The sequence below is a fragment of the Paenibacillus sp. 01T443 genome (assembly GCF_056398325.1).
The window spans coordinates 119,050-137,949 of sequence record NZ_JBFTPE010000012.1; the positions used below are offsets into that span (position 1 = coordinate 119,050).

17 protein-coding genes are annotated in these 18,900 nt (G+C 46.6%); 3 read left to right on the plus strand and 14 right to left on the minus strand.

The window, feature by feature from the left end:
• Positions 1-77: 77 nt before the first annotated feature.
• On the minus strand, positions 78-1,634 hold the full coding sequence (locus AC1DLI_RS22910) for an ABC-F family ATP-binding cassette domain-containing protein (protein ID WP_477606772.1): 1,557 nt from the start codon (positions 1,632-1,634) through the stop codon (positions 78-80).
• A gap of 158 nt (positions 1,635-1,792) precedes the next feature.
• Here AC1DLI_RS22910 and AC1DLI_RS22915 point away from each other — a divergent pair, with 158 nt between their 5' ends.
• Positions 1,793-2,242 (plus strand): YdeI/OmpD-associated family protein, encoded by a 450-nt coding sequence (locus AC1DLI_RS22915; RefSeq protein ID WP_477606774.1) that lies wholly within the window; start codon positions 1,793-1,795, stop codon positions 2,240-2,242.
• Positions 2,243-2,411: 169 nt separating this feature from the next.
• Here the strand turns inward: AC1DLI_RS22915 and AC1DLI_RS22920 are convergent, their stop codons facing one another.
• Together AC1DLI_RS22920 and AC1DLI_RS22925 are read right to left on the minus strand one after the other, a co-directional pair.
• Complete coding sequence (locus tag AC1DLI_RS22920; protein WP_308995480.1) at positions 2,412-2,609, minus strand: hypothetical protein; 198 nt, start codon at positions 2,607-2,609, stop codon at positions 2,412-2,414.
• A 30-nt stretch (positions 2,610-2,639) separates the two neighbouring features.
• Entirely contained in the window at positions 2,640-3,266 is a 627-nt protein-coding gene (locus AC1DLI_RS22925; protein WP_477606777.1) for a TetR/AcrR family transcriptional regulator, read from the minus strand.
• Between the two features lie 267 nt (positions 3,267-3,533).
• On the opposite strand from AC1DLI_RS22925, the gene AC1DLI_RS22930 reads away from it, so the two are divergent.
• Entirely contained in the window at positions 3,534-4,043 is a 510-nt protein-coding gene (locus AC1DLI_RS22930; RefSeq protein WP_477606780.1) for an SRPBCC domain-containing protein, read from the plus strand.
• 102 nt (positions 4,044-4,145) lie between these two features.
• Here the strand turns inward: AC1DLI_RS22930 and AC1DLI_RS22935 are convergent, their stop codons facing one another.
• Positions 4,146-5,954: an ABC transporter substrate-binding protein gene (locus tag AC1DLI_RS22935; protein WP_477606782.1), complete on the minus strand. Its 1,809-nt coding sequence runs from the start codon at positions 5,952-5,954 to the stop codon at positions 4,146-4,148.
• Positions 5,955-6,225: 271 nt separating this feature from the next.
• Between AC1DLI_RS22935 and AC1DLI_RS22940 the strand changes: the two genes are divergently transcribed.
• Complete coding sequence (locus AC1DLI_RS22940) at positions 6,226-7,245, plus strand: ABC transporter substrate-binding protein (RefSeq protein ID WP_477606784.1); 1,020 nt, start codon at positions 6,226-6,228, stop codon at positions 7,243-7,245.
• A gap of 206 nt (positions 7,246-7,451) precedes the next feature.
• Here AC1DLI_RS22940 and AC1DLI_RS22945 read toward each other — a convergent pair whose 3' ends face one another.
• From AC1DLI_RS22945 to AC1DLI_RS22990, 10 genes are all read right to left on the minus strand, one after another.
• On the minus strand, positions 7,452-8,240 hold the full coding sequence (locus AC1DLI_RS22945; RefSeq protein ID WP_477606786.1) for a hypothetical protein: 789 nt from the start codon (positions 8,238-8,240) through the stop codon (positions 7,452-7,454).
• Positions 8,241-8,254: 14 nt separating this feature from the next.
• The gene (locus AC1DLI_RS22950; RefSeq protein ID WP_477606788.1) at positions 8,255-9,250 is read right to left on the minus strand and encodes an ABC transporter substrate-binding protein; all 996 of its coding nucleotides are present in this window, start codon (positions 9,248-9,250) and stop codon (positions 8,255-8,257) included.
• A gap of 128 nt (positions 9,251-9,378) precedes the next feature.
• Positions 9,379-11,019 (minus strand): helix-turn-helix domain-containing protein, encoded by a 1,641-nt coding sequence (locus AC1DLI_RS22955; RefSeq protein ID WP_477606790.1) that lies wholly within the window; start codon positions 11,017-11,019, stop codon positions 9,379-9,381.
• A gap of 130 nt (positions 11,020-11,149) precedes the next feature.
• Positions 11,150-12,241 (minus strand): Fe(3+) ABC transporter substrate-binding protein, encoded by a 1,092-nt coding sequence (locus AC1DLI_RS22960; RefSeq protein WP_477606792.1) that lies wholly within the window; start codon positions 12,239-12,241, stop codon positions 11,150-11,152.
• A 36-nt stretch (positions 12,242-12,277) separates the two neighbouring features.
• Complete coding sequence (locus AC1DLI_RS22965; RefSeq protein ID WP_477606794.1) at positions 12,278-13,690, minus strand: HAMP domain-containing sensor histidine kinase; 1,413 nt, start codon at positions 13,688-13,690, stop codon at positions 12,278-12,280.
• A 2-nt stretch (positions 13,691-13,692) separates the two neighbouring features.
• Positions 13,693-14,382 carry a response regulator transcription factor gene (locus tag AC1DLI_RS22970; RefSeq protein ID WP_477606796.1) on the minus strand — a complete coding sequence of 230 codons (690 nt, stop codon included), beginning with the start codon at positions 14,380-14,382 and terminating at the stop codon, positions 13,693-13,695.
• Positions 14,383-14,518: 136 nt separating this feature from the next.
• Positions 14,519-15,286 (minus strand): Rossmann-fold NAD(P)-binding domain-containing protein, encoded by a 768-nt coding sequence (locus tag AC1DLI_RS22975; protein ID WP_477606798.1) that lies wholly within the window; start codon positions 15,284-15,286, stop codon positions 14,519-14,521.
• A gap of 2 nt (positions 15,287-15,288) precedes the next feature.
• Positions 15,289-16,212 (minus strand): FTR1 family iron permease, encoded by a 924-nt coding sequence (locus AC1DLI_RS22980; RefSeq protein WP_308995467.1) that lies wholly within the window; start codon positions 16,210-16,212, stop codon positions 15,289-15,291.
• An 87-nt stretch (positions 16,213-16,299) separates the two neighbouring features.
• Entirely contained in the window at positions 16,300-17,781 is a 1,482-nt protein-coding gene (locus tag AC1DLI_RS22985) for a stalk domain-containing protein (protein ID WP_477606801.1), read from the minus strand.
• 27 nt (positions 17,782-17,808) lie between these two features.
• Positions 17,809-18,891: a hypothetical protein gene (locus AC1DLI_RS22990; RefSeq protein WP_477606803.1), complete on the minus strand. Its 1,083-nt coding sequence runs from the start codon at positions 18,889-18,891 to the stop codon at positions 17,809-17,811.
• Between the last annotated feature and the right edge of the window lie 9 nt (positions 18,892-18,900).

Consider the following 18,900-nt stretch of genomic DNA (forward strand, 5'->3'; position numbering starts at 1 on the left):
ATTAAAATGTACACTTGCTTTTATTAAAAAAAAGCCTGCCTAATCCATAACGATTAGACAGGTTTTTGATAAAACGTTTAAAATACCTTCGTGGTCCAGGATTCACAGTTCCATGTATCCGTCACGACATCGCGGTAAAATTCCGGTTCATGAGAAATGAGCAGAATGCTGCCCTTGTATGCTTTAAGGGCCCGCTTCAGCTCGTCCTTCGCATCTACGTCCAAGTGGTTTGTCGGCTCATCGAGCACAAGAAGATTCGTCTCGCTGTTGATCAGCTTGCAAAGGCGAACCTTCGCCTTCTCGCCGCCGCTGAGCACCGCGATCTTGCTTTCAATATGCTTGGTCGTAAGACCGCATTTTGCGAGCGCTGCGCGAACTTCAAATTGAGAGTAAGACGGGAATTCCTTCCACACATCTTCAATACAGGTATTGTAGTTGGTTTCTTTCATTTCCTGCTGGAAATAGCCGACCTGCTGGTGCTCACCGCGTTGAACCGTTCCTGAAATCGCTTGGATTTCGCCCAAAATACTGCGCAGCAGCGTCGTTTTACCGATACCGTTCGCGCCGACGAGCGCGATCTTCTGTCCGCGTTCCATACGGAGATCAAGCGGACGCGACAACGGGCTGTCGTAGCCGATTACAAGGTCCTTCGTCTCGAAAATCAGCTTGCCGGACGTTCTTCCGTCCTTGAAGTTGAACTGCGGCTTCGGCTTTTCCTTCGCAATCTCGATAACTTCCATCTTGTCGAGCTTCTTCTGGCGGGACATCGCCATGTTCCGCGTCGCCACGCTGGCTTTGTTGCGCGCAACGAAGTCCTTCAAATCAGCGATTTCCTGCTGCTGCCGTTTAAACGCGGATTCAAGCTGCTGCTTTTTCATTTCATGAACCTGCTGGAAATACTCGTAGTCGCCGACATAGCGGTTTAACTCTTGATTTTCCATATGGTAAATCAAGTTGATTACGCTGTTCAGAAACGGAATATCATGCGAGATGAGAATAAAGGCATTCTCGTATTCCTGCAGGTAACGCTTCAGCCATTCGATATGCTGTTCATCCAAATAGTTCGTAGGCTCATCCAGAAGCAGGATGTCCGGTTTCTCGAGCAGCAGCTTCGCCAGCAGTACCTTCGTACGCTGTCCGCCGCTCAAATCATTAACATCCTTGTCCAGCCCAATATCGGTAAGTCCGAGGCCGCGCGCCGTTTCTTCGATCTTCGCATCGATCAAATAAAAATCCTGATTCGTCAGCGTATCCTGGATAGTTCCCACGTCCTCAAGCAGCTTTTCCAGCTCCTCCGGCGTGACATCGCCCATCCGGCCGTACATATCGTTCATCTCCTGCTCCATGTCGAACAGGTATTGGAAGGCTCCCTTAAGCACGTCGCGGATCGTAGATCCTTTGCTCAGCACCGCGTGCTGATCCAGGTAACCGACGCGCATGCGCTTGGACCATTCAATCTTGCCGTCATCCGGCTGGAGCTTTCCTGTAATAATGTTCATGAAAGTGGACTTGCCCTCGCCGTTGGCGCCGATCAGCCCAATGTGCTCGCCTTTCAGCAGGCGAAAGGATACATCATTGAAGATCGCGCGATCTCCAAAGCCGTGGCTTAGTCGTTCTACGTTTAATATGCTCATGAATGACACCTTTTCTTTTGTAATATTCTCGTATTATTATAAACGTTATGGGGCCTACAACTCAATGTAGGATTCCTTCCTGCTTGTAATCTTTCATTGACATATTGTGTTATAAGTAGTGAAATCAGCCGTTCAAACCACACATGGAGGCGTTTAATATGAAATTTCAATCCATCATCGAGCTTGGAGGCAAAACGGCTACAGGCTTTTCCGTTCCAGATGAGGTGGTCACAGCCCTCGGCACAAGCAAGAAACCGGCTGTCAAAATCACGATCAACGCTTACACCTACCGGAGTACCGTCGCTTCAATGGGTGGGCGATTTATGATTCCCCTTAGCGCTGAGAACCGGAAGGGCGCCGGCGTTGCGGCCGGCGATGAAGTAGAGGTAGACATTGAGCTCGATACGGAGCCTCGTGAAATTGTTGTCCCGGATGATTTGTCAGAAGCGCTTAATGGTGAAGCAGCAGCAAGATCTTATTTTGATGGATTATCTTACAGCAACAAGCGACGTTTGGTTATCCCAATCGAGGACGCGAAGACGGCTGAAACCCGGCAGCGGCGGATAGTCAAAACCGTAGCATTGCTGAAAGAGGGACGTACTTCGTAGCAAGCCGCAAATAAAACGAGAGCTCCTTAATAGAGCTCTCGTAATTGTTTCTATCTTTATTAGCCAAAAAGCTCCGGATTCGGGCCATATTGATTGTTTTCTTCGCCTTCATGAAAGCGAATACCAGCAATACGACAATTCAACCCTACAGCTGCGTCAAAATTAGGCCTTATTTGTTCCGATCCTTTAGGATTTGCGAACCAATCGCGCCTATGATTAAAATAATAAACGAAATGACATTGTAATCCTTAAAAAACGTCGTAAACGGAATCTCCATAAATTTGAGTACTGCCGTAACAATTCGTCCAACTAACAGCAGGAGGCCAATGACGACCATCCAATTAAATATTTTCTCTAATGTTTGCATCCTATTCTCCTCTTCTTGTCCATATTTTTTTTACAGGGCCGCTTTTAGTACGATTCTTATGAGTTCATGACTATAGATTTCTAAATCTACCGGTTGTGTATGAGCCGGGCTGACCGACATGTATTCCCCTATTGCTCCTTGAATCATTTTCGCCATGACGTTAATATTAAATGCGCTAAATTGTCCGACAGCCTGACCTTCACGCAAAATAGAATGAAGCTCATTCAGCAGCGCATCATCGTCTTCGTCATCATTCCATTTATAATACGGGATATTTTCAGGTGTTCTGGCATTAAAAATGATTTCCAGCAGCGCTGCGTTACGGCTGGGATGAGTGCCTTGGTAAGCCAAACTGGCTTCAATAAAGACGCTTAATTTCTCCCTCGGCGAATTTACGAGCCGGACCTTAGCCATAATAGACGAGGTAGAGTCTTCCATCAATTTCATGAGAAGCTGATTCATCAGATCGCTTTTATCCGAAAAATGGTACGAAATTAACGCCGTGCTGATCCCTGCTCTTTTCGCGATTTCTGACAAGCTTGCTTTCACGTATCCGATTTCATCAAGCGTTTGAATGGCAGCGTCTATGATTTGCTCACGTCTTGCTCCCGCTATGAATGACTGCTTGCCTTGTGCTGACGGCTTGATCTCCCTCATAAAATAACTCCTCATCCACCAAAGTTGATCACCTAATCATTTTATTGATCATTTAATCAGATTTTATCATAATCCATTCTTTTGGGTCAATTCCATCTGGCTTCTGCTAACGAATTATCCGCATAACCAGAATGGGAAAACAAGAATGTAAAGTTTTAGAATATTCCTTGACAGGTATATTCCTTATGGAGTATATTCAAATTACAAACACGGTAAGCAAATCAATACAGTGAAAATACACAAACCTACATTCAAGGAGGAATATCGATGTCGAACAAAATGATGACCAAAGTAGAGGGACAAGAACTTATTCTGGAGCGTGTTTTTGATGCTCCGCGCGAACTCGTATTCAAAGCTTTCTCAGAGGCTGAGCATTTAAAGCAATGGTGGGGTCCTCGCGGCTGGGAGGTTACCGTCTGCAATGTTGATTTTCGACCAGGCGGCGTCTGGCACTATTGCATGAAATGTATGGATAAGAACCAAGGCGATTTTTACGGATTCGAATCATGGGGCAAAGCGGTTTATGAGGAAATCGTAAAAGGTGAGAAAATCATTTATGTTGACTATTTCTCCGATGCCGAAGGCAATGAAACGGATGGCATGCCCTCCTGCCACGTTACGATGACTTTTGAAGAGCATGAAGGCAAGACGAAGCTGGTCAACCGTGCTCGCTATGCTTCGGAAGAAGCGCTCAAATCCGTCATGGAGATGGGAATGGAGCAAGGCATCACCGAAACCTGGGATCGTCTGGCCGAGCATCTGCAATCCGTTCAGTAACATACGCAAGGCCGTTCGGCATTCAGCCGGCGGCCTTTTTTTTTGAATAGAAATAACAGAGCACGCCAGTCGAATCAGCTCGTTTGAGTCCCCCCTTTCCCTCTAGACCTGCAGCTGCTCCATCCATACATCCTTGAAATCAATCCAGCCCAAAGAATTGAGACTAATTACTCCCCTCACGGAAGGATGCAAAAAAGTATTAAGCTTGCGGTGATAGAGGAAAATGACGGAAGCCTCTTCTCGGAGCTGCTCCTCTATCTCACGGAGCGTCTGACGCCGCTGCTCCTCTATCTCTGCTTCCAGCGCCGCATCAATATGTCCGCGGATCCAGTCCAGACGGCCCGGGTCCAAATACAATTGAAGCATGGACGCCGCGTGCTCATATGCCTCTATTTCGCATACCTCATCCTCGGCAAGCACGATTCCGTATAAAATAAAGTCGGCATCCGCGACATTCTCAATACAAGTCTCCGCTAAGACCACCTCTATTCGAATTCCCCACTGACTGAGTCGCGACTCGATCCATCTGGCATCCGTTTCATGCTTTTCGTGCACGGCAAGACGAAGCGTCGAGCCGTCATAAGCCGACTCCCTCAAGGTTTCTAAGACAGATTCCGCTTGCAATGGCTCCAACGTGTGTAAGCGGCTTGCCTCCGGCCGAAATCCAAATGCCGGGAAGGCTCTGCCGTCTCCCAGCTCGTCAACCATGTCCCCCGGATGCAGGATCATCCTCACCGCTCTCCGAAATGACTCGGACATCTGTGGCCCTTGCCGTCTTAGGTTCCAGTTCAACATGGTACATCCCCGGCAGAGCTGCTCGATAGATTGCCAATCTTCGTTGAGCTCCTTTTTATTGGAGGTATGACCCGCTTCCAGCGAATGCAGCACTTCCGGCACTTCGATGGAATCCACGCGGTAGTCCTCGGGCATGAAAACGATATCGACCCGGTCAAGATAAGGACGGCCTTGATGATAAGCCGTATGGGCTTCGAGCCGGATTCGTTGCGAGGTGTTCAGCTCGAGGCGGAAGGGACCCGTCCCTATTGGACGGCTCCAGAAATCGGCATGTTCCTGTCCTGCCAATCCTGCGGGCAGGATCGACGCCGCGGCCGAGCACATGAAGCGGTCGAATATCCGGTTAGGCTTCTGCAAACGGAACCGTACCGCGAGGCTGCCGATCGCTTCAATCTCGGCGACTCCACGCATCAGCCATCGATTCTGCCGATCTCCGCGCAGCCGTTCAAAGGTATAAGTTACATCGGCCGCCGAGAGCTCCCGCCCATCATGGAAGTAGACGCCCTTGCGCAGGTAAAAGGTCCATTCCTTCGCATCTGCGCTGGATGTCCAGTGATGAGCAATGCCTGCTGTAATCAGTCCCCTGCAATCATCATACTGCAGCAGCCGATCGAACAGCTGCCGCAGGATATGCGAATCGAAGGCATAATTCACCTCCGCCGGATCAAACGTCAGGACCTGCTGCGCAACAGGCAGGACGAGCGTGTCACAGGCCGGTATTCCCTCGCCTCTTACGTCTTTTCGGTAACCAAACTGTCCATTTAGCCACTCAAGAAATCTATCTTTGGCACCCGTTCCATCCCCATAAGTGCCCAGCAGCTCGAAAGCGTATTTGTAATCGCCGTTCTCTGCATGGCTGCGCGCAAGCGCCAGCAGGCAGGATTCCTTGTCCATTCGAAAGATAATCCGGGAACGATTCCCCCTCCCCCGGCCGGGCAGCCATTCGACCAGATTCTCGTCCTCCAGCTTCCTTAGGATGAGCTTTGCGTTGCGATCCGTGCAGAAGAGCGCATCCGACAGTTCCTTCAGCGTAGCTTCTATCGGCTGACCGGCAGGGAGACCGCTGGAGAATCGATTGTATAAGCTCAGGTAGCGTTCGGTCGTTAGCGAATGCATCGGGACGTCCTCCTCTTGATGTTTAATAAAAAGCCGAAAAAACGATTTACGCGAGTATACACTTTCTGCCTTCTTTTGAACAGTGTATCTTCCATCGTCCACTAATCGAGATAAGCATGAACCATGCTCAAGTTGATTTCTCATTTTTTAGGAGGGATTAATTCGAAAGTCAGAACTATTTATTTTATTCATAAAATGGTTTGCCAAGTCATAAACTCTGTGCTATATTGATAACGATTATCAATATCAATTAAACGGGAGTGGAATTACATTGAAAAGATCTAAGATTTTTTATGCTTTACTCGTATTCACCTTATCACTGACCTTGCTGCTTGGAGCTTGCGGCCAAGCCGCCAATAACAAGGGTCAAGCAAACAGTACGGCAGAAAATGTATCCTCTCCAGCCCCTGCCTCAACGTCATCTTCGTCTAATAACGAAAGCTCATCTGGCGAAGCAGAAACGATCATGTTCCAGGCGGGCAATGGAGATATTCAAGTACCTAAAAATCCTAAGAGGATTGTTGATACAACTGCTTTTTACACGGGATACTTTTTGGCACTTGGTGTCACGCCGGTTGGTATTTCGGATGGCGCAATGAACAACCCGTACTTTGAAGGAATGCTGGATGGCGTCGAAAACTTAGGAAACGAAATGTCGCCTGAGAAGATCCTTGAGCTGAATCCTGACTTGATCATCGTATACACCGGCACAGAAGGCATTGATAAGCTGGAGGAAATAGCACCGGTCGTTGCGATTGACTACGGAAAGAAAAACTATAAAGACCAGATGCTGGATTTCGGAAAACTGACCGAAAAAAACGATGAGGCAAAAGCATGGGTTGAAAAGTGGACGAATAAAATTGACGAGCTGAAGCCTCAGATTCAAGCTGCTGTAGGAGACAAAACGGTTTCTATTCTGAACCCATATGCTAAGGGACTGTATGTGTTTGGTCATAATTACGGCCGTGGAGGCGAAATCATTTACGGTGAGTTCGGATTGAAAGCTCCGGCAGAAGCGCAAAAAGAAGCCATCGACAGCGGAACGGGCTGGACTTCCATCTCTCTGGAGAAGCTTCCCGAATTCTCTGGAGACATCATTTTCACTTGTCCATGGTCAGGTGATTCCAGTGATCCGAAAATCGTATATGATAACGCAATATGGAGTGGCCTGCCTGCGGTTAAAGCAGGAAACGTCTTCCAGTTAAACCCGAAAGCTGATACGTACAATGATCCGATCTCATTGGAAGCACAGCTGGATTTCATAACGGAAAGCCTGCTGTCCGTGAAATAAAATTAAAATAAATAGAAGCTCTAACTATTAAACCGCTGCCCACAGTCTGACACTTGAAAAAGGTGTTTAGGCTGTGGGTTCGTTTATGAATACTTACGACTGCTGCCTAGGGAAGTACAGGCTATCGCCCGCCAGCTTAATGGCTGTCATTGATGACGATTTGCTTATAAAACGCTGAAAGCGGCACCCTCCATTTGGGTGCCGCCTCAACAGTGACCATTCGCTCTCTTTAATGCCCGATCCTTTTCATTTAATCGCGGACATTCATAACAATAATCGAATTCCGAATTCAAGCGATAGGCAAGGCAGCAAGCTGTTTTCAATCGTATTTTTTGGTCAGGGATAGTCGGATGTTCAATGTATCGAAGTTTAATATCAAACGGATTTTTACGGAGTCCGAACGCACTGGCATCGATTCCCCATTTCAACATTTGAAATGGATAAACGATCATCTTCCTGCTCTTCTCATCCGAAGCCTCGCCCAACTCTTCTTCCATTTGACTATACAACGCATTAACAATTTGTCCCCATAAAGGAATGGCACTCATTTGGACTAGTCGGGATAATGTTACGATCAAGGGCGTTATGTGTTCCCTATAAAATGAATCGAGCGCTTTCTTGCGCCAAGCGTCTCCGCCCGTTATCGGGATTTCCCTGAAACGCGGTTCATTAATTTTAAATGAAAAAAGGGGATAGTGGTCATCTGCATATAATTGAACGGATACATTAGATAATGATAAATCCAGAAGCAATTCATCGCCGCGAAACAGCATGTGCTGCATCGCACTGCATATCCCCGCATACCAACTCATAAAAAACGCTGCCGTTGCGGATCGTTCTTCTGTTTTGATGAGCAGGCCGTACGTATCGATCAATCGCATCATATTTTCTTCTATTAATAGATCCGATGCAGGCAACGTAAGCACGATGTTTTCCGGCTCATACAAAGTCAGGAAAAACTTCTCTTCCAGCTGTCGAAGGTCAACCGTGCCCACTGCATACCCTCCCCTTATTTTTGTTTATTCTCAAAAGCATGAACGACTTCATCAATCGCATGGTTATCTGCCAAAGGAGACATGCCCAGGCTAAACCATTCCTTGCCTCCCATAATGTAGACCTGGTTTTCCTTTACCGCCGTCATGTTTTTCCACAATGAGCTATCCAGCATTTGCTTATACCTGCTCTGGACTTCTTCGCTGGTCTCATCATCTAGCTGCAGGATGATATGGTCAGGATTATATTCCGGTATTTTTTCCAAGGAAATAGAAAGGCTTGGCTCGTTCTGAGGAAACTCTTTAATTGGTTTCAAGCCTAACTCCTTATGGATGAAAGTGCCCCTGTCGATATTTTCACCGTAAATAACGATTTCTTTGGCCATAATCATCATATACATGACTGTCTCGTCTCCAACAAGGGTGTCGAGCTTCTTCTTCGCTTCTTCTTTTTTCGCTTCTAAATCCTGAATAACCGTTTCTGCCTGGTCTTTCTTACCGAGAACCTCGCCAATATCCCGCAATTCATCGCGCCAATTATCACGCTGCGGCAATAGCACGGTTGGCGCGATTTTGGACAGCTGATCGTAATCCTTATCGGACCACCAAGTCGGGGCAATAATTAAATCCGGCTCTGCGGCTAGAATGGCTTCAAAATTAGGCGTTTGCGCAATCCCCATCTTCAACGTATCTTTAAATGGTTCTTTGAGATAGGATGGGAAATCCTGATGATAGTTTTGTACCGCAATAGGCGTAACGCTAAGCGCATATAAAAACTCCGGGTAGACGACAGAAAGCCCAATGACCCTTTGGGGCTCAGTTGGAATGCTGATGTCTCCTTTCAAGCTCGTTATCACACGCATTTTATCGGATACTCCTGCATGCGTCTTATCAGAATTCCCAGCAGCAGTGCTGTTCTTATTCGACTCGGTATTATTAGCCGCACAGGCAGTACTTAACATGACTATCAATACGATAATTAATCCCGCAAACAATCTTCCATTACGCTTCATTCTCCGATGATCCTCCTGAAAATCTAATTTATAAACGATAATCGCTTATTAAAATTGATTATCATTATCACATATGAGGAGTATAGATGAATTTTCAATTTTAGAATATCGACGATAACGACATTTTTTTATGCACGATTACGCCAAAGCTTCAGCGCTTCATCCAGCATAAGATCATGAGTGAATGCCGTATATTCTACCCATGGATACGACGGGAGAAAATCCACACGGCTGTTCTTGACGGCTTTCAGACCGCGCCATAGCTCAGAGTTCATGAGAGTTCTCCAACTTGATTGCGATAGTGCGTCCTCGTCTACGATGAGCAAAAACCGATCCGCATCAAAATCCGCCAGCTGATCCGGTGTCACCTGCTGATCCGGATTTATCCGATCAACGCCACGCGCGGGCACAACATGCAGATCGTCATAAAAAACCGTACCTATGCTCCTGTTGCCCAATACGTGATAGCGATCACCTGTAATCCTCAGAATGAGGAGACTTTCATCCTTGAAAGCATGTTTAATCTGCTCTCTAACAAAAAGGGCCTTTCGATCATACTTTTCAAGCCAGACTTCCGATGCTGCTGACTTATCCAGAAACTGTGCAATCAAGCGCAAATGCGTACGCCAATCGTTCTCCAACCAAGGTACAAAAAACGCGGGTGCGATTTCCTTGAGCATGGCTTGTTCCTCGGCAGGTACAAGGATGTCGATTCCAATAATGAAATCAGGCTCGGCAAGCCGAATTTCTTCTCTCTTTATCGATTGATCTGAACTTAGCGGGAGTACTGAATCCATTTGATACTTTCGCTTGTAATAATCAGTCCAGGGATGATCGGCTGGTGCTGCAAAAGGATTTATTTGAAGCGTAATCAGTTGTCCAATATTAGGGAAATGGTAAGCGACTATTTTTTGCCTGCTGATCTTCATAAATGCCGCTGGAGGCATACCCGATACCTGTTTGAATTTGCGCCTAAAATAAATATCGTCATGGTAACCTACATGCCGTGCAATATCTCGGAGACGATTTTGCCCGCTCGTCCTCATCAACTGCTGCGCCTCTTTAATCCGAAAGAAGGCCAAATAGTCGATCGCGCTGCAACCATATCTTTTTTTAAACAATCGCATAAAATGACGGGTACTAATCCCCGCCACCTTCGCCAAATGATCAATCGTCAGCTCTTGCCGATAATGCTGTTCGATATAACCTTTCACGTATTCCAGCGCCGATTCCGAATCGTTTCCTTGTACAAGAAGAGCATCTTGCAGGATGGTATGCAGCACTTCTTGAAAGAGGATTTGACCGCGGAGTCGTTTTAATCGATCCTCGTCCTGCAAACATTGGCAAATGGATTTGCACAAAGCGTTAACGGAAACCAGAGACGAGACGGTAACTTCCCCCTTAACCGGGAACTTGCTATTCCGCTTAATAATCCGCATCGAATCGATTGACGATCCGTCATCCTCAATAATATCGAATCGCATATGATAAAACCCGCGTTCATCGAATGAGTGCGCGGCTGCTTCGATGAGCTGACCAGGCGTACAAACATAAACGCCGCCTTGTCGCATCTCGGTGAATTGCCCGTCAATAGTAAGCCATCCTCGACCGCTCGACGCTACAAAAATCATATGTGTCTGGACAAACTGAAGCCTTAATTTCCATTCACTCGAATGGCTCTTGATATGTTCAATTTCCCGAAGCTTGAATAACATGCCTTCGAGTGAGGCATATTCGTTATGTTTAATGTTCTTTTCGATATCAACCAAGCAAACACACCTCCCAAGACATATTTTAATATGAAACTAGTAATCATGATACGCAAAAAAGAGCCTGCCTCCATTCGGAACATGCTCTTTCTTTCATTAAAGTAACAGGCTTCATTGCCTAAGTAAATCATTAAGCCCAATTCACTTTTTTAAAGATTTCAATCGCCTTTTGCCGGTAGGCTTCTAGATCTGCGAAATCGAGCTGCTGTGACTTAAAAGCCCCCCAGGATTTGATAGGCTCTGCTGCTTCGGCCTCTTCATTAACCGGGAATTCGTAACTCCCCTGCACCAATTGCGTTTGGCCTTCCTTACTCGTCATATACTCAACCAGCTTTAATGCATTTTCTCTGTTTTTCGAATAACGAACCAGCCCGATTCCGCTTATGTTAAGATGCGTCCCCGTCGTCTCCTGATTGGGGTAGAACACACCCAAGCCTTCCGCTACCCGGGCTTCTTCCGAATCTTTAGAAGCGGCAAGCTGCCCCACATAATACGTATTCATGATCGCCACATCACCGATGCCATCGGCAATGGCCTTGGCTTGATCACGATCCCCGCCTTCTGGAACACGCGCGAAATTGTTCACGATCCCTCTGGCCCACTGTTCCGCTTGCTCTTCTCCGTTAATAGAAATAAACGAAGCAAGCAATGACTGATTATATAGATTGGAATAAGATCTAACCAGCACTCTGCCTTTCCACTTATCGTCGGTCAAGCTTTCATAAGTCGATAACTCCTCCGGCTTAACCCTATCCTTCGCATATACGATTACCCGTGCACGCGTAGCAATGCCAATCCAATAATCATCCGGATCACGCCATTTGGCCGGAACCTGGCGGTCAACGACCTCAGAACTTAGAGGCTGCAGTACTTTCTCTCGCTTGGCATAGTTTAATACGCCTCCGTCCACGGTAAAGAACAGATCCGCCTTAGAATCCTCTCCCTCCTGCTTTAGCCGCGCGACCAATTCCTCCGCCGTGCCTTTGATCTCATTGACCTTTATCCCCGTGCGCTTCGTAAAGGCTTCGAATAGGATGGAATCGGCTTCATAATGCCTAGCTGTATATACCGTCACATCACCGTTTTTCATTTCTGTATCGCCAGTATCTTGTATTGCTGTAACCGTTGGCTCGGAATGATTTTGAGGTTCACCGCTACTTCCTCCAAGCCCGCATGCCGTACAGACTATAGAAAGAAATAAAATGATCGACAACTTTTTCAAACTTCTTCCTCCTCCATCATTTACCGTACCCGGTTTCTATTCATGAAATAAAAATGGCAAGCCGATGGTTACCGTTGTGCCGGAAAGCTCCTCGGAACGGATGGCAAGCGTGCCCTGATAACGATCAATCAATCTCTTGGCAATTGCAAGACCTAACCCATTGCCGCCCTGATCACGGCTCCTTGCTTTATCTACCCGATAGAACCTGTCCGTAACGTACGGTAAATCTTCCGCAGGAATTCCCATGCCATAATCGATGATTTCAATATGGACCTGTTTCTCACTCACGTAGGCTTTGACGGATAGCACTTTTTGCTGTAGTGAGTATTTAATGGCATTATCCAAAATAATGAGTAGAATTTGCTCCAGATGTTCGTTGGAAATGTTCAAACTCGTACCATTAATCCGTTCTAAATCGGTTTCCAGAGAGAAATCAGGATGAATCAAAGCAAATCGATCTATTATTCTTTCGATTGCTTTCGAAGGGTTCTTCAACAATGATTCGAGGACATGCATGTTTTGCTCGGCCCGAGATAAGGCAAGCAATTCCAAGACAAGCCCCTTTAACCGTGCAAACTCATGAAGAGAAGCATCAAGCGAATCGCTTAGAATAACGGGGTCTTCCTTCCCCCATCTTCGAAGCAGAGACAGATGGCCTTCGATGATGGCTACCGGCGTTCTAAGCTCATGGGAAGCATCTTCGACAAACCTGCTTTGCTGATGGAACGATTCTTCCACCTGATCCATCATGTCGTTAAACATGATCATTAAAGTTGAGATTTCATCGCCATTTAATGCTGGCCGCATTCTTTCCTGCATCCCTTTGTTACTGATGTCTCTAATCGTCTGAGCCATTGCCTGCAGCGGCTTGAGCACATTTCGCGTAAGCAGCCAACCGACCAAAATACTTAAAACGACTGCACCCAAAGTAAAATAAAACATAACCTGTGATATCGTCTTTCTCATATCCTCGAATTGGGCCAGGCTTTTGACAATTTCGACTGATCCGGAAAACTCGAAAATGGTGATCGGACTTTGCATGATTAACTGGGAATGGCCGCCCTGCCTGTAAATACCGATTTCTTGCGGTGGAATCGATTGGTGCTCCAACAGATCGTCCGGCACATTATCTTTTATCGTTAAAAGAGGAATATTATCGGTTCCAATGATACGGATCCGTTGATCGTCTCGGTTAATTTTGTCCAAATACTGTCTTATTTTCGTTAAATTCTCTTGCTTAAACTCCGCTTCCTGCTCTAGAAAATAGTTCAAAATTTCATTCATGCTGTGCTGTACGTTCTTTTTCTCGCGGTGAATGATCCATTTCTCCATAATCACGTACTGCAGCGTGTTATATCCGGCGAACAGCACCATGATTAACACGGTTGACCATAAAGTCAGCTTGAACTTAATCGGCATTCGAAAGTAGAAGCCCGTCCATTTTTTCAAGCTCATTTTCTCATCACGTAACCAATGCCTCTCAAGGTTTGTATGTAGCTGGTTTCACCGGGATAATCAATCTTGCGGCGCAGATACCTGACGTACACGTCCACAACATTCGTATCAACCGCTACCTCAAACCCCCATACTTTATCAAGCAATGTCTCGCGGTCAAGCACCCGGTTCGTATTGCTTAAAAACACCGTGAGCAAATCATACTCCCGTTTGGTCAGATCTATTGGCGAACCCGCTCGGGTAACCATTCTCCTATTGGGGTCTACAGTCAAATCGAGATAAGTCAGGATGGGCAGCCGAGCCTTATCCTGTTCCTTGTACGCTTCCTGCTGCCTTCTGAAGACTACCCTCATCCGTGCCAGCAGCTCTTCAATGGCAAAAGGTTTTGGCAAATAATCATCGGCTCCGCAATCCAATCCGAAAACACGCTCAGATATGCTGTCTCTCGCACTTAACATAATAATCGGGGTGTGTTTAAAAGAGCGAACCCGCCGGCATATCTCGAGTCCATCGATCCCAGGCAGCATAATATCGAGGAGAATAATATCCCAATCTTCAGACAGCGCAAAGTTCAGTCCTGTGTTGCCTTCAGAAGCAACGGTCACTGAGAAGGACTCGTACTGAAGCTCAAGCTCGATAAATCGCGACATATTTTTCTCGTCTTCAATCAACAATACTTTTTTCATTACGCCTTTTCCTCCCGCAAGGCTAAAGCCATGTCCTAATGCTGGCCGCGACATGATTATAGGGCTTATTTCCATTAAATGAAAATGATTATCATTATTAGATATGAGTCTATTCTATTCGAAAAACGTATGCCAATCAATCATTGTTTTTCATAAACTGTTCGTTTCTCGACCGCAGAGCGTGCATTAACCCTACATTTATGCCTTTCTCATCCGCCTGATGCAGAATCGCGTTCAAATCCTTAGGGAGACACTTCCCCGAGAAACCGCGATTGTCCTCATATACGAAGGTATGGCTTCTGCCTATTCTCGGATCTTCCAGCCACACTTCCCTCAGTCTGGAGTAATCGACATCAAAGGCTTCAGCAATATCGTAAAACTCGTTACAAAAAGCGACCTTCAATGCCAAATAACAGTTTTCCATATATTTAGCAAGCTCTGCGGTACAGGCTTCCGTCAGCACGAATTTAACCTCCGCATTACATACGCTTTGATAGGCTTTTACAGCCAAATTGACATCCCCTGCTGAACCTCCCAGCGTCAACCAGCTTCTCGCATTGAGGTCAGCAAACGGATGCGCAGCCGTTTCTCCGTAATATTCGGGCTGGAAGACAATCCGCTTGCCCGTATCCCTAATCTGACCGTCGGTGAAACCAACAGGGATGGTAGAGCGAATAATAATAACCGAGGCATCAAGCCACGAAAGAACTTCCTTCACTTGCGCTGTGTCGCAGCTGCCGTCCGGCGCTTCCGGCGTAGGCACGCATATGAAAGCGGCATCGCATCCGGTAAGTTCCTCCCTGCTTCCAATGCCTAAGGGACCGTCATAAACGTCCGCATTCGGAAACTGCTTAAACATCGCTTTACCGACATGGCCAAAACCTATAATTCCGATTTTCAACATTTTCACACTCCCTTTATCGACTCTGTAGACTGCATATTTATGTATCGCTTTTTCTGTAAACCTAGCAGAATGAAAATAATCAGATAAAATGCCCAGTAGAGGACAAATTCTTCAACGGACGGGTTCTGTGTATAGCCGAGGAATGCTTTAAAGAAAATTCCGACTTGTCCGTTTATCAAAGGGCGTTCGCCGGTATCGCGAATATGCTGCGTTTCGTCCAGAGGATGCTCCGGCATGATAGCCGTAAGGTTATAGATCTCGCCAACCTCGCCGCCAGGCGTTTTGAAAACCGTGCCCATTATTCCAATATCCTGCATGATCCCGACAGCCTGTACAAGAAGCCCTCCCGCAATCATCATGAGGAATATGCTGGTGATCCGAAAAAAAGTTTTAAGCTGAATTCTTTTTGTACCTTTAAAAAACAAATAACCGACAACGAAGGCCAATATCAGGCCAAACAATGCTCCCCAGCTTTGAAGCGCCTGTTGAATATCTCCGCCGGTTATCGCAGCGAAGAAAAATACGGTCTCCACGCCTTCCCTTACAACGACCAGGAACGAATGGATGATCATATTCATTACCCCGCCGACGGTAAGGATCGCGGATATTTTATTCTCAACCTGCCCCTGTAAATTGCGGCTCTGCTGGCTCATGAATAAAACCATATGAGACAGGAGTACGCATGAGACGAGCATAATACCAATCTTCAAGTAATTTTGACTGCCCATCGTTGCGAATCCGGTTAGCACCGTTTGGAACACCAATGCGGTGCCATAACTCGCTGCCAACGCGAGGATAACGCCAACCCATACCCATTTGTTCCACTGTGTCTGGCCGATCCTCTTTAAATAGGTCATGATAACCCCAACAATCAAAATCGCTTCGAGCGCTTCCCGAAACGTAATTAAAAAGGACTGCAAATTCATCCTTAAGCCCCCACTCCATAAGATAAATATAATAGCGGAAGACACCTGCGTTTTAAGCGCAGGCGTCTCCCGTAAAGAGATTATGAATTATCTGAGAATAATGATTTCACCCATATCATAAAAAACACCTTTTCCGAACAATTCAGCGACCGCACGCAGTGGAATAAATGAGTTGCCTTTGTCCACGACGACCGGCTGGTCGAGTTTAAGCGTTTCGTTAAGTTTACCGTCTTGAATGATTTGATCGGAACCAAGCTTTAGTTCAGTTTTCTTGCCGTCTTTCACAATGCTAACCGTCTTCGTGCTATTGTCGTAGCTAACTTCTGCATGGATCGCATCTGCAATTAAGCGAACGGGAACCAGTGTGCGGGAAGTCTTCTTATTGATAAATGGAGCGCTGGCCGCCGTACGGGACTGCCCGTCAACTTTATACGTTTTTACATTGACTGAAATTTGAGTGCCGTCTTTGGCTGCAAGATACTTCAGCATTTTAAAGGAAGCGGCTTTTGCTTTCGCTAGATCCGACATATCGATTGCTTCAGCGAACTGCTGCGCATACGCCGCAGCTGCCGCATATTCTTCCTTCGTAAAGAATACTTCCTGCGTTGACAAGAACATATTCCCTTCCATTGCATAACCGCGTGCACCTTGCAGATCACCGTCAGCTAATTTCGTATAAGCATTCGTTACGTATTCCGATACTTTTCCAATCATCGTTCTTTGAAGCGCGGCCTGAATCTTATCTTTATCTACCTTACTAGCGTCTCCAGATGCGAATACATTCAGAACGTAATTAGCATCCTCCACGCTACCACCTCTTAAATAGGTGTATACAGGGAGGAAAAGGAAGTAACCTTCCGTAACGGCAGCCGGCTGATCGGCAGCAGGCTTCGCCGGGATATTCGTCGCATAAGTAAAGGTTGCAAGCGCGTAGGTTTTGATAATGGTTTTATCCAAAACTTGACGGTGCACGTTGAAATCATTGGCGTCTTTTTCTGCAAGATCCGCTAGCAGCTGCTCGATCGTACCTTTCAAAATACCGGTCATGTCAAGTCCATACGTGCCATCGCGTTTGGTTACCGTGCTCTGGATAACTCCCTCATAAATTTGCACGACTTTGTAGAATTCAGTCGTAGCGGCATTGAAATCTTCTTTCTCCAGTGCCGGTCTAACCTTCTTGCTGATCAAATCACGCAGGCTGAAGTAGAAGTACCATTGAAGCCCTTTATCTACGGCTTGCTTCGCTTGGCCCACGTTAAGCGTGCCTTTAATGGCATTGTCTAACACGAAAGAAATGTTCTCATCGATCTTTGGATCATCGGGCTTGATTGCTGCGTCAATGCGTTTAACATCCGTTTGGAACTGATTCACGTAAAATTGTTTAACCGCGCCCAGATCCGTCTTGTCCGTGAATAAGGCTTTGATATCCGTAAAGGCTTTTATTTTTGCGGCGATATCCGCATCCTCCGTGATTTTGAATTTAGATTCTGCGCTGACAACGGAAGCCAGCATCAAGACGGAAGAAAAAACCAAAGTCAAACTGAGTACTAAGGATAATAATTTACGCAATTTCATCTCTCCTAAAATTAGTTTTTTTTACATTAAGCCTTTTTTGCGAATAAACCATATGACACCAGCGCCAACGATAATTACCCCTGCGATAACGAATACCGTTACCAAGGAATTTGTTTTATCAGTTCGCTCCATCGGAGCATGCCCTTCTTCCTGCGCTGCTTGTTCAGATGCAGCAACAGCCCCATCAGAGGATATCGGCTCGTCTAACACTTGCTCCGATGTGTCCTCACTGCCGGCTTCGGCGGATGTTGCAGTCTCACCCCCTGTCTCCTCTGTTACTGGCACCTCAGACGTTGGCTCTGCCTCAGGGCTAGCCGATGCCAATTCCTCCGGATCTGGACTTGGAGCCGTGCTAGGCGTTGGTGAAGCGGCTGCCTCTTCCTCTTGGGCGGGACTCGGCTTCACGCTCGGCGAAGGCTTAACGGCAGCAGTAGGCGCCTTGGTTGGAGAAGGCTTCTGCGTAGCTGCCGGTTCCTTGACGGGCTTCTCCTCGTTTGGCTTAGCAACCGGCGGCTTGACATAAGCCTTGTAAGGAAACTGCGGTTTAACCTTCCCGTAAATAAAGTTTACCTTTTGTTTAAAGGTTTCCGGATCGACCTCCTTCTCCCCTACGCCGAACAAGCCGGGATTTCCGAGCGCTTCCAAGGCTTCTTCGAAAGCACCGTTGATGTCATCCGTACCAGATGACATATAGGGCGCTAACGTATCGAAGGTTGCTTTTGCTTTGGCCAGAAGCAGCTTGGCTCCGGCATAGTCACTTACATCCTTCAACGCATACGTGAAGCGGCGGTCCAGATTCATAACGAGAACGGCCTTGTAATTAGCCGTCAGAAGCTTGCTATCCTTCGCTTCAATGTTCTTGTCCAGCGTGACCGCAACGGATTCGCCAAAATGCGATTTGATCTCAGAACGCCTTACTTTGTGAGTCTCTTCGATCACTTTCCAATCCGGCTTATTCCCGCTGGCTGCACCGACAATGATCTTAAAAGTCTCGGCTACATCCTCCGTATTCGCATCCCCATAGGAGTACGCCGATACCTGAGCTGGAGGCAGCCATAATAGTAAGGCAACCACCGCCAGCCCGTTTCGAAACCATCTTGACACTTGAACACA

What these genes read in the sequence shown, in the direction of transcription:
- AC1DLI_RS22910 (WP_477606772.1), bottom strand. Translation starts at nt 1,634, where the DNA reads ATGAGCATATTAAACGTAGAACGACTAAGCCACGGCTTTGGAGATCGC.
- AC1DLI_RS22915 (WP_477606774.1), top strand. Translation starts at nt 1,793, where the DNA reads ATGAAATTTCAATCCATCATCGAGCTTGGAGGCAAAACGGCTACAGGC.
- AC1DLI_RS22920 (WP_308995480.1), bottom strand. Translation starts at nt 2,609, where the DNA reads ATGCAAACATTAGAGAAAATATTTAATTGGATGGTCGTCATTGGCCTC.
- AC1DLI_RS22925 (WP_477606777.1), bottom strand. Translation starts at nt 3,266, where the DNA reads ATGAGGGAGATCAAGCCGTCAGCACAAGGCAAGCAGTCATTCATAGCG.
- AC1DLI_RS22930 (WP_477606780.1), top strand. Translation starts at nt 3,534, where the DNA reads ATGTCGAACAAAATGATGACCAAAGTAGAGGGACAAGAACTTATTCTG.
- AC1DLI_RS22935 (WP_477606782.1), bottom strand. Translation starts at nt 5,954, where the DNA reads ATGCATTCGCTAACGACCGAACGCTACCTGAGCTTATACAATCGATTC.
- AC1DLI_RS22950 (WP_477606788.1), bottom strand. Translation starts at nt 9,250, where the DNA reads ATGAAGCGTAATGGAAGATTGTTTGCGGGATTAATTATCGTATTGATA.
- AC1DLI_RS22970 (WP_477606796.1), bottom strand. Translation starts at nt 14,382, where the DNA reads ATGAAAAAAGTATTGTTGATTGAAGACGAGAAAAATATGTCGCGATTT.
- AC1DLI_RS22975 (WP_477606798.1), bottom strand. Translation starts at nt 15,286, where the DNA reads ATGTTGAAAATCGGAATTATAGGTTTTGGCCATGTCGGTAAAGCGATG.
- AC1DLI_RS22980 (WP_308995467.1), bottom strand. Translation starts at nt 16,212, where the DNA reads ATGAATTTGCAGTCCTTTTTAATTACGTTTCGGGAAGCGCTCGAAGCG.